The 9,366-nt window shown below is 42.3% G+C and carries 7 protein-coding genes, 1 tRNA gene and 1 pseudogene; 5 read left to right on the forward strand and 4 right to left on the reverse strand.

Annotation, left to right across the window (positions count from 1 at the left end; translation table 11 throughout):
- Positions 1–401: 401 nt before the first annotated feature.
- Positions 402–665: a hypothetical protein gene (locus AC4II3_RS28570; RefSeq protein WP_488009347.1), complete on the reverse strand. Its 264-nt coding sequence runs from the start codon at positions 663–665 to the stop codon at positions 402–404.
- Between the two features lie 842 nt (positions 666–1,507).
- Between AC4II3_RS28570 and AC4II3_RS28575 the strand changes: the two genes are divergently transcribed.
- The 3 genes from AC4II3_RS28575 to AC4II3_RS28585 all read left to right on the forward strand — a co-directional run bounded on the left by AC4II3_RS28575 (position 1,508) and on the right by AC4II3_RS28585 (position 5,655).
- The gene (locus AC4II3_RS28575; RefSeq protein ID WP_488009359.1) at positions 1,508–2,686 is read left to right on the forward strand and encodes a murein hydrolase activator EnvC family protein; all 1,179 of its coding nucleotides are present in this window, start codon (positions 1,508–1,510) and stop codon (positions 2,684–2,686) included.
- Between the two features lie 139 nt (positions 2,687–2,825).
- Positions 2,826–2,898: transfer RNA gene (locus tag AC4II3_RS28580), tRNA-Arg, on the forward strand.
- A 219-nt stretch (positions 2,899–3,117) separates the two neighbouring features.
- Positions 3,118–5,655 carry a sigma 54-interacting transcriptional regulator gene (locus AC4II3_RS28585; RefSeq protein WP_488009349.1) on the forward strand — a complete coding sequence of 846 codons (2,538 nt, stop codon included), beginning with the start codon at positions 3,118–3,120 and terminating at the stop codon, positions 5,653–5,655.
- A 100-nt stretch (positions 5,656–5,755) separates the two neighbouring features.
- On the opposite strand, the gene AC4II3_RS28590 is transcribed toward AC4II3_RS28585, so the two are convergent.
- Positions 5,756–6,430, reverse strand: coding sequence for a Uma2 family endonuclease (locus tag AC4II3_RS28590; protein ID WP_488009351.1), 675 nt, complete (start codon positions 6,428–6,430; stop codon positions 5,756–5,758).
- A 171-nt stretch (positions 6,431–6,601) separates the two neighbouring features.
- Here AC4II3_RS28590 and AC4II3_RS28595 point away from each other — a divergent pair, with 171 nt between their 5' ends.
- Together AC4II3_RS28595 and AC4II3_RS28600 are read left to right on the forward strand one after the other, a co-directional pair.
- Positions 6,602–7,174, forward strand: coding sequence for a Uma2 family endonuclease (locus tag AC4II3_RS28595; RefSeq protein WP_488009353.1), 573 nt, complete (start codon positions 6,602–6,604; stop codon positions 7,172–7,174).
- A gap of 221 nt (positions 7,175–7,395) precedes the next feature.
- Complete coding sequence (locus tag AC4II3_RS28600) at positions 7,396–8,439, forward strand: DNA cytosine methyltransferase (RefSeq protein ID WP_488009355.1); 1,044 nt, start codon at positions 7,396–7,398, stop codon at positions 8,437–8,439.
- Position 8,440: 1 nt separating this feature from the next.
- On the opposite strand, the gene AC4II3_RS28605 is transcribed toward AC4II3_RS28600, so the two are convergent.
- Complete coding sequence (locus AC4II3_RS28605; protein WP_488009357.1) at positions 8,441–9,136, reverse strand: MAE_28990/MAE_18760 family HEPN-like nuclease; 696 nt, start codon at positions 9,134–9,136, stop codon at positions 8,441–8,443.
- Positions 9,133–9,366 (reverse strand): annotated as a pseudogene (locus tag AC4II3_RS28610) (hypothetical protein); the annotation flags it as partial. The gene AC4II3_RS28605 and the pseudogene AC4II3_RS28610, both read right to left, overlap by 4 nt.

Genomic DNA, 9,366 nt, shown 5'->3' on the forward strand with positions numbered 1-9,366 from the left:
AACAACACGAGTCGCGCTCATTTTCCCCAATACCTAAAACCTAATACCTAATACCTAACACCTATCTAGATTTGAGCTTTGTTGTCACCCCGTGAGCTAAATTTTAGAGCTTTTAAGTGAAGGTGCAAGATCTTAAAATGGGTAATGGCTTAGCAGTAATCCTAGTTACCCATTTACCATTACCCAAGTTTTACGTAAGCATTCAGCTATCAGCTATCAGCTATCAGCTAAAGGCTAAAGGGTAAAGGCCTGTGGTCACGCTACGGGAACAGTTTATGCCCATAGCGCACGCTACTTGAAAAATAAGCTGACGGCTGACGGCTGACGGCTGAATGCTTACAGTTTTACAATACTGATAGTCCCGGACATAATATCAGTATGATTCAATTTATATGTCCCAATTAAGTTCGGGATAGCTCAGGTGAAATTCCTGTTTTATTAGCATCAATCTCTTGTTGATTAACTAAAGGCTCTTTTTTTCTAGAACTCTTTTCCAAATTAGCAATCGGGGCAACAATTGGCCAAAAAATGGTCGCTATCGTCAACACTATCCAAGACAAGCGGATTTGCTCAGAAGATAAATTAGTGTCTTTCTGGAACGCTTGAAACCAGATAGAAAAAAAGTAGAGAGCGCCAGAAACGTAAAATCCTGCTAGTACCGTCATAACGAAATTTCATCCTAATATTTATTGGTTAATTACACGTTTTCAGGTCTGATTGACTGAAAACTATCATGAGCTCAAATCCGGTTAATTACTCGTTTATTAACTATTTCCATGATGTTTGGTCATGGGGAATGGGGAATCGGAAACTACTAATTTCCAATTACGAATTACCAATTACCCGATCAGGGTTCTAAGAATAATTTGACCGGATTGGAGATGAGCTACCTTTACAGAGTTACCGAAAATTATGCTAAATTAACAGTTTTACTGAAAAAAGGGCTCAATTCCCCCAAAGTGATTACAGTTAGGGAACGGGTAAAGGGGAATTTAAAACAGAACGATCAAATCTTCGGTTGCCTGTTGTCATCGCCCAAAAAAACGAGATATATACTGTACTTCACGGAATTTAAACCCGCTGTATACTGGATTTCTCTTACTTAAATAGACTAAAGGACTGAGGTTTGTGCTGAGGTTGTTGCTAGGGTTTGTGGTGTTTACTTTAGTGTATGATTTCCCAGCTCACATACCTTAGATACCTAAATAGTAAACACCAGTCCCGATAATGACAACACTAATGCTTTCCCCTCATTGTTAACTATCGGGCAGTAGTAGATAATATCCAAGGAGTGTTTAACTGTCGTTAGCATCAATTGATCTAGAACTGATATACAACCGTTGACAGCTGTATTCGGGAATTTTTTCGATGATTGTTCACAATACTGAGATAGTCTGTGGTTAAGGAAATTCGGCACAGGGGAACCTATACCAAAAAGCTCAACGCCTTTAGTAGGCTTAGGTATTGGTATGGCTTACACGGGATAGGGAGAGTTTGTTTAGGCTGTGTGCTTTGGCTGGTAATCGTCACAATTCCAGGGAGTACTGCTCCCTCAACCAATCCAGAAGTAGTAAACCCAGGAGCAGTAAACCCAGGAGCAGTAGATACCCTGCAACAGATACAGCAACATATTGAGAAACAGCGGTCTACTATTATTAAGGAAAGCGATCGCATATCTAATGTGGAGCAATCTGCCCAGAAGAAGCTGGGTGTGATTGAGCTTAATCTCAAGTCTACTGATACCGCTAACCAGGATTACAATGGGCAAATCCAACTGGCTAACCAGCGTCTAGACCAGTTGCAGCAGGATTTAGCAATTGCCGAGAAAAGCTATTACCTGCATCGGGCTGGGATCATTGCTCGACTGCGTTTTCTACAGCGCCAGCCCACTGCTGAAGTTGGGTCGAATATCCTCCTCAAAAGTGAAGATATCAACGAATTTCTGGCTCAACGCCGCCGATTGAAGTTAGTCTATCAAACGGACCAGGAAATCTTGACTAGTTTAAAAGCTGAAGCCGACAGCATTAACCAACGCAAAACGGAGATAGAGGCTCAGAAAAACCGAGTTTCCTTGCTTAAACAGCAACTCCTAGCCAAAAAGAAGCAGTTTCAAGCTCAGCTCAAGACACAGCAACAACTGATTGAGCGACTTAACTCTAACCGAGAAGCTTTAGAAGCATCCCAAGCTCAGTTAGCAGAAGATTCTAAAAATCTTGTGATCTTGATTCAACGAGAGATTGCCCGTCAAAACAAGATTGCGGCAGCTAGGAAGGCAAGACTTCGCAAAACTTTTGTTTTTAATACTGGTCAGCTGCTTTATCCGAGTAATGGCTCCATTACCAGCAGTTTTGGTTGGCGACGTCACCCCATTCTAGGTACATCTCGGTTCCATTCTGGGATTGACTTTGGGGCTAGTTATGGCAGTACTATTCGAGCAGCAGATAGCGGTACAGTAATTTTTGCTGGTTGGTATGGTGGCTATGGCAATACAGTAATTATTGACCATGGCGACAGTATTGCTACCCTCTATGGTCATGCCAGTAGACTGTTGGTGAGTAAGGGAGAATCGGTCAAACGAGGAAATGCGATCGCAACCGTTGGGTCTACGGGTTTCTCTACCGGTCCCCACCTCCATTTTGAGGTTCGTAAGAACGGTGAACCTGTCGATCCGGCAAGTTATCTGTAGCCGATGGCACAAGCTTAGGCAGATTTAAGACGGTTTACACTTTTCGGTGCTCAAGTGGTGTATAATATATAATTGCAATAGTGTGCTATTATCAAAGCTAGTCAGACAAAGTAACTATAATATAGTCACTCAAGCATGAGGGCGCGTAGCTCAGTGGATAGAGCACCAGATTCCGGTTCTGGGTGTCGGGGGTTCAAATCCCTCCGTGCTCGTTTCGATAAGTTGATATAGCAATCCGAATTGAATTCTATGAAGGGAGAGCTCTGGCGTTAGGCACGACCAGAGCTTAACTGCCGTGAAAGTTGCAGATTTACTTATTACTATTCAGTTAAAAATTAATAAGTAACAAGTAATAAGTAACAAAATTTCCCTAACCATAATAATATTTTGATTAACTGAACTTCCCATCACTGTCTATCCTAGAGCCCATCATGACCCTTCCAGACTTAGTGACGTGGCTAAAACAACGAACTGCTCTAAGTATGTTGACTCAGGAGGTGTTACAGAATCTAGCACCTAAGCTGGAAGAGCGGATTTTGCCAGCAAACCAAACCTTAGTGCTAGCCAATACCCCTCCCGCAGGATTATATATTCTCCGCTCAGGTCGGATTGAAAGCAATCCTGAGGATTGGCAAGCTGTGGGTTTACTCCCTGGGTCAGTGATTAATCTAGAAGCTCTATTATTGAACAAACCTGTTGAGCAAACCTTAATTACCCTCAACGAATGTCAGTTTTGGTTTGTCAGTGCTTCCGAATTTCGGGCACTCGTGGAACACTATCCAGAAATTACCCAAGCTTTCTCCCAACAACTGGCTGAAGAAGTAGAAGAGTTATCCGCTCAGCTAGCCTATGAACAAGAGCGTCAAACTATCTTACGACCGTATCTGGTTAGTAAAGCCAAACGGGGGATTATTGGGAAAAGTCGCTATGGGGTGCGATTGCGATCGCAAGTTAAACAAGCAGCGGAAAACCGCGAATCGGTGATAATCTTCGGAGAGCCTGGACTAGAAAAAGATAACATAGCAGCCTTGATTCATTTTAGTTCTCCCTATCGGCGACAAGCCATGATTAAAATCGATTGCTCTAAATTACAAGCCAGTGGAGCAGAATTATTTGGTCGTGCGGGAGGAAAACCTGGCTTAATTGAAGCCTTAGGTCAAGGAACTTTACTATTAAATAATATTCAAAAACTTGCTCCAGAACTGATTACACCAATCGCTAATTTACTTAGAACCAATACCTATACTCCAGTCAACCGTTCCCAAGAAAGTAAAGATGTTGCAGCAGTCAACGTCTCTACCAGTCAGGCTCGGATTATCATGATTGCCGAGAGAAAACTGCCAGAGATTGATTCCGTTGCAGGACAATTGATTAAAGTGCCACCACTACGGGTACGAAAAGCCGACATTGGTGACATAGTCAACTACTATATTAGTATCATATCTCGTGCTAAATGTATTAATAAAAACCGGATCACTCCCGAAGCATTAAGGCGATTACAGGCTTATGATTTTCCCAATAATCTCAGGGAATTATACAATTTAGTTGAACGAGCCATTGTGCAGCTAGAAGGATGTTCAGAACTAACCGAAGAAATTATCTGGCCCTCCCAAAGTAAGAAAAAGAAATTCCGTCTCAATCTCTTAAATGCTTATCCAGGGTTACGTCGCTTTCTCCGCAGCCCTTGGTGGCCAGACCGGATTAATTATGGCTTTACCTTAACGGCTTTTGCGATTATTGTTGCTATTTTATTTATCGGACCCCAGAATCGTCAAGAAAACTTTGCGCTTAATTTATTCTGGGCGTGGTGGTGGCCCTTAGTATTAATTAGTTTTCCCTTTGTGGGTAGGTTATGGTGTGCAGTTTGTCCATTCATGATTTATGGGGAAGTGACTCAGAAATTATCCCTGTGGCTATTTCCCCGTAAGTTAAAACGTTGGCCCCGAGAACAGGCTCAAACCTGGGGGGGTTGGTTTTTGTTTGGCTTATTCGTCCTGATTTTATTGTGGGAAGAGTTGTGGGATTTGGAAAATACCGCTTATCTTTCCGCTTGTCTGCTGTTATTAATTACAGCAGGTGCGATGATATGTTCTGCAATTTTTGAGCGACGCTTCTGGTGCCGCTATTTATGTCCCATTGGCGGCATGAATGGCATGTTCGCTAAACTAGCGATAACGGAATTACGAGCACAACAAGGGATATGTTCAGCGGAATGTAGTACCTATCAATGTTATAAAGGTGGTCCAAAAAAAGGGGAGGGAATGGAAACTGATGGTTGTCCTTTGTACTCTCACCCAGCACAATTGGAAGATAACCGGGATTGTGTGTTGTGCATGACCTGTTTGAAAGCCTGTCCCCATCGTTCAGTAGAAGTGAATTTACGTCCTCCAGGTATTGAATTGTGGACTACCCATGTGTCTCGCAGTTATGAAGTAGCCTTGTTATTCTTATTGTTAGGAGCAGTGTTTTTGCACCGTTTACCAGAATTGCAAGAAAACCTGGGGTTAGGGTGGGATTTGAGTCAGTTTTGGACTCATGGTTTGCTTTCGGTAACAGTGTTGAGTTTACCAGCAATTGTGCCACTATTGGCTCAAGGAATAATGGTAGGATTATATCAGGTAAAAGAAATTCGTAAGCCGAATTCGTTTGTTAAATTAGCTTATGGATATTTACCATTAGTATTAGCTGGTAATTTGGCTCATTATTGGCGGCTTGGTTTAGGAGAAGGGGGAAGGATTTTACCGGTAATGTTTGCTACGTTTGGATTGAGTGGTGAAGGATTACCTGTGTTGGTCGCCCATCCAGCAGTAATTGCATTCTTGCAGGGAACGACGTTAATTGCTGGAGTACTTTTATCCCTATTATTGACCCAGAAGATAGGGCGTCAACCGTTTAGTTTGTTATTCCCACACCATGTGAGTACCCTAGTTTTAGGGATTAGTTTGTGGTGGATTATTGTGGGGTTTTGATATTAATATCCGATAGGATATGCGATTGGCCGTAGGCCACGCTACGCGATTAGCCCAAAGGGCTACGCTACGCGAACGCAGTGCAGCTATCACGTAAACCTTACGGTAACAAGTCTTGCACAGTCAACGAACCAATGGGAGAGCCATCGATTAAAAGCGATGCAGCGCGGTCTTGGGGGTTTCCCCCATGAGCGACTGCATCAAGAACAGACACTTGTTCGGAGGGTTTGTAATCGTGACGTTGCTGATAGGTTGGCGTTGTACCTATATCAATGGGTTGGGTATAAACTTCGAGTTGCTTGTCGATCAGATTGACAATCCAATAAACTGAAATACCTGCGCGAGCATAGATGCCTTTCTTTAAGGTTCGGTCTCGTTCTAGGGTGGAGTCAGCAATTTCAACCACTAAAGCTAGGTCTGACGCACCAGGATGGCGGTCAAGATAATCGCGAGTATCGCCTTTAACAATCACGATATCTGGTTCTGGCTCACTATTTTCCAAAGTAATTGGTTCTTGTGCATCTACATACCATCCGTTTGGAATAATGGCTTCCAGTGCATTCCGAGTTAGTTTAGTAGACGCACGATGTGGTGGATTTTTCGGCATTTTAGGAATGAGCCACCCTTCCAGCAGTTCCACTGGGTCATCTTCGCCCAGGATACCCCAGCGAATCATCTGGTGGTATTGTTCAACCCTAAAGCGCCAGACCGGTTCAGTTGGTACAGCTAAAGGCTGTCCAAGGTTTTTTCCCCTCGATTGAGTAGAGAAAGACACAAGGTTACGACTTCTTGTTTTTGCCTTTTATCCTAGCATTGCAAAGCCTAAGAGATAGCCCCAGACGTGATCGGGTCTGCTAGATGATTAAAATGTGTAGCACTATTTTTGGCAATCGGTATATACTGAAGCCACTGACACCAGATACATGATCTCGGGGTCCCTAGAAAAATGCCACAACTCAAAACTAAAACTCTACTGACCCTGGAAGAATTTCTGGCAATGCCTTCGACCGATGTAACCTATGAATTAGTTGAGGGGGTCGCAGTACCGAAAATGTCTCCTAAACGTTTTCATGCTAGGGTAACTGGTGCTTTATATACACTTTTGGATCAGTGGTGTCAGGAAAAGGGTGAAGTCAATCCAGAGTGGGCAATAGCCTTGCAACGTCATGGTCAAGACTGGGTACCTGTGCCTGATTTAACCTACATTTCTGTTCAACGTCTGCCCTCAGAAGTGATAGAAGATGAGGCTTGTCCAGTACCCCCAGAGTTAGCCATTGAAATTATCTCACGGGGACAAACTTTTGGGCAATTAGCCGAGAAAGCAACCGATTATTTAGAAGCGGGAGTGTTGCGAGTTTGGGTTGTTGATCCTCAGGCGAGAAGTATCACAATTTTTTATCCAGATGCCCCACCACGGACTTATACCAAAGCAGCCCTGATCACTGATTCGCTTTTTAAAGGGTTGGAACTTACTCCGGAGCGAGTGTTTGGGAAAGCGAGGTTACCTCAGAAGGGTTGAGGTTTTCCTTTCTGTTATGCAAATTGGTGTCAAGCCAATTTCCAAAAATATTGCTACAATCTTGGAGTATAATTAGACATTCATCACCTCATCACCACCTCAGCCCATCACCATCTGTCCGCTGGCTAGCTTTATCCTGAGACTTGCAGTTAGGGATTAGATCAGTTACGTTAATAAATCGGTTAACACATTGGTTTAGGTAAACCCTATAGGTAGACTTAATGATCGCTATTTCCGCAGTAGACCTGTTTTGTGGTGCTGGGGGGCTGACCCATGGCTTCCAGCAGGCAGGTCTTCCTGTGACTGTCGGGTATGATATTGACCCTATATGTCAGTTTCCCTATGAATACAACAACAAAGCCAAGTTTATACTCCAAGGTGTAGAAGAACTCACTGGTACTGACTTAGCTAAACACTACATAAGCGATCAGATCAAGGTACTAGCAGGATGTGCTCCATGTCAGCCCTTTTCCAACTATTCCAGGCGATACACCAACAAAACCACCAAGTGGAAACTTCTCCATGACTTTGCTCGCCTCGTGCGGGAGTGTAATCCAGAAATCGTTTCCATGGAAAACGTGCCTCAATTGAGACGATATCAAGTTTTCGAGGAATTCACTACTGAATTAAAACATCATGGTTATTTTATCTCATTTTATGAGGTTGAGTGTAAAGACTATGGTATTCCTCAAATTCGTAAGCGGTTAGTCTTTTTTGCGTCCAAGTTTAGCAAAATTAATTTAATTCTACCCACCCACAATAACACGAATTACGAAACAGTACGCAAAACAATCTATAACCTTGAACCTCTTGCCGCAGGTGAATCATCAAAAACTGACCGACTCCATCGGTGCAGTAAACTTTCAGCACTAAATCTCCGTCGTATCCGTGCTTCATTGCCTGGTGGAACTTGGCGAGACTGGCCCGATGAATTAGTTGCAGAATGTCATACTAAGGATAGCGGTAAGACATATCCAGCAGTCTATGGTCGAATGGAATGGGATTTGCCAAGTCCAACGATTACTACACAATTTTTTGGTTTTGGTAATGGTCGGTTTGGACATCCTGAACAAGATAGAGCCATATCTCTGAGGGAAGCTGCATTGTTACAAACTTTTCCTAGGGACTATAAATTTGTTGCAGACACTAAACCTGTGGTGTTTAATAATGTCGGGCGTCTAATTGGGAATGCTGTTCCTGTAAAGTTGGGTCAGGTAGTCGCTCAAAGTATTCTGAAGCATGTTACTAACGTTAGTAATATATGAATTAAGGAGTAGTGGTGGATGAATCCAAGTATTCCTGGTTATCTATATAGGTTTCTATATTTTCTAGTATCTGTCTTAAATAATTGACTACCTTTTCTTGAATTTTTAAGAGGTCATCAGCACTTTGATCTCTTCCTACCTCCGCAAAGGACTTGATGCCATGGGCTAAATCGTTTCTGTTTTCTTTAACAGTTAACAAATCCTTTCCATGTCCTGTCTTAGCTTGGTCAGTTGTGCATGAGAAACCATAGTCCTTTGCTGTTTGCTGGATCTTTCTTCCGTCAATGTTTCCTGAAAAGAGGTCTTCTTTATCAAATCCAGCATTGATGATGTCAATAGAAATCGCTGTGAGATTTAAAATAACTTGATCAGGGTTTCTCTTTTTAAGGTTCTTTAAGACAATTTTTTTAAGTTGAGGTTTTATTTCATCAAAGGAAATTCCTTGACTCTGGAGTTCATCGAAGATGGCTTCTATAGCATTTCGCATTGTGGATTCGACCAGATTGTAAAGCAACAAAAATCCACTAGCTTTCATGGTTTTTAATAGCTCAGGGTCAATTTGTTTAATTTTAGGTTTTCCACTCTTCCCCTCCATACTTAACTTAATGGTTCCTTGCTCCATATTTTTCAAAAAAATAAAATACTTACTTACTTCTTTAGAGCGTTCGTTGAAATCTTCAAATAATGGACTTGTCATGCTTTACCTAGGAGTTGATCACGCACATACTCAATACGCCGAATTACTTTAGGTCTAGAGTTACTTGCATCAGAGGTAGTGTACTCCTTGAATTCTGGCGATTCAAGCCAATTCATTGATGATTTTGGCTTAAGATTTCTATTTTTTCTCAAGGCAAGAGCAACCCCAACGGAGATATAGCAAAAAAAGGGATGGTTAGGACATAATGGGAACATAATATGGAGTGTAGC

Source organism: Moorena sp., assembly GCF_982860115.1.